This is a genomic window from Camelimonas fluminis (genome assembly GCF_014656355.1).
Classification (GTDB): Bacteria; Pseudomonadota; Alphaproteobacteria; order Rhizobiales; family Beijerinckiaceae; genus Camelimonas; species Camelimonas fluminis.
On sequence record NZ_BNCG01000132.1, the window covers coordinates 1 to 1,478 of the forward strand.

At 55.5% G+C, this 1,478-nt stretch carries 2 protein-coding genes and 1 pseudogene; 2 read left to right on the top strand and 1 reads right to left on the bottom strand.

Annotated elements, in window-relative coordinates; translation table 11 throughout:
• Both IE243_RS22780 and IE243_RS22785 read left to right on the top strand, forming a co-directional pair.
• Nucleotides 1-333: ADP-ribosylglycohydrolase family protein (locus tag IE243_RS22780; RefSeq protein WP_191321561.1), on the top strand; the 333-nt coding region annotated here is incomplete at its 5' end.
• A gap of 43 nt (nucleotides 334-376) precedes the next feature.
• Entirely contained in the window at nucleotides 377-958 is a 582-nt protein-coding gene (locus IE243_RS22785) for a hypothetical protein (protein WP_191321562.1), read from the top strand.
• Between the two features lie 271 nt (nucleotides 959-1,229).
• Here the strand turns inward: IE243_RS22785 and IE243_RS22790 are convergent.
• Nucleotides 1,230-1,478: pseudogene (locus IE243_RS22790) on the bottom strand (IS5/IS1182 family transposase); the annotation flags it as partial.

Here is a 1,478-nt window from a genome sequence, read left to right on the forward strand (position 1 = left end):
CATGTCAATCGGGCTCCGCCAATGGGCGCATGGGTTCTGATCCAAGAGTCTTGGTATGAGTCACTGGAGGCTTCACTCTGGTGCGCTTCCCGGTCTGTCAATTTCCCGGAGGCTGTCCTTGCAGCCGCCAATCTGGGACATGACGCTGACACAACAGCTGCGATTACGGGGCAACTCGCCGGAGCGCTATTCGGATATTCAGGCATTCCTGAAGTCTACCGCAAAAAGCTGGCGTGGCATGACGTGCTTCTGGCGCAAGCCGACGGGCTTTTCGAACAGTCGATGCGCGACAGGGAAACTTCTGACCGCATTTTTGTTCCAGAGCATGTGTAACCGATTTAGTATCGGTCATACATGGCAAGCAGGTGAGGGCGCTTTGAACAACAATCTATCAATATCCGGAGAAGACACGATGGAAACAATTCCGTACGATGCCACCATGCATGCGCATAGATTTGCGGTGTGGGCCGCAGGCCGTGCTGCAAGTGTGCAAGGTAGCAGGTTCACTGTGGGTACGCTACAGAAACTCCTGGCGGATGCCGAATTCGGTATGCGGCTTGTAACGCCAGATGATCTTCCCACACCTGAGCAACTTGACTGTCAACACGCAAGCTGGTGCGTCTGGCTCCAGACGCGCGCAAAAGACTTCGGGCTAACATTGACGTATGGGCAGGCAGCAAAAATCATCAACGTGTATCTCAAGGCGCGGTTTTGCACCGGTCCTTGGCTCGCCCATCCCAGCGTCACAGCATTGCATCCGCCTATTGACAGGGTTTTATTGAGATCGCTTCGGGAGAGTAATTTCAAGGACAAGCGCGAAGACTGGGGTAAATTGGAAACGTTGGGGTGGTCGAAATTCAAATCAAAGGATTACTTGACAGCTATCTCTCTAATCAGGGAGTGTATGGAGGGCCGGCCATTGTGGGAGATAGAAGAACATTGGGCCGGACATCAGTGATTTCGATCGCGTTGTTTCTCATCCAGAAGTGAGCCGGTTTTTCCATCGTGAGGTGTGCCACTTCTGGCTATGGATATCTGGTCCGGGTATTCCGGGATAAACCCGTGCGACGCGAAATCTCACGGATCGACAGATTCTGTCGCAAGTGGATACCTCGAAAAACGTGCTTATCCGCTCCCGTTGAGGTTGCGAGAGCCTCCGGGAGACGCCGATTGGCCGCCCTGTTTCGCTTGATTGTCGCCTTTGGACCGTCAGAGGCGGCCTTGAGGCATCATGCGGGCGCACTTCTCCCTTCAAGCCAGGCAAGCCGGGTGAAGTTGTAGGCCAGATTGGCCATGCCGATCTTCAGCCGGGCCCGCGCCATGCCAATGGTGCGAACCACCAGCCCCATCCGATGCTTCTGCGCCGCGAAGACATGCTCAACCGCAGCCCGGATAACGGAACGCTTACCGTTGGCCCTTGCGATGTGCGCGGGCATCGGGCGGCCCTTCGGCTTCTTGCGGTGGATCTGGCTGCTGTA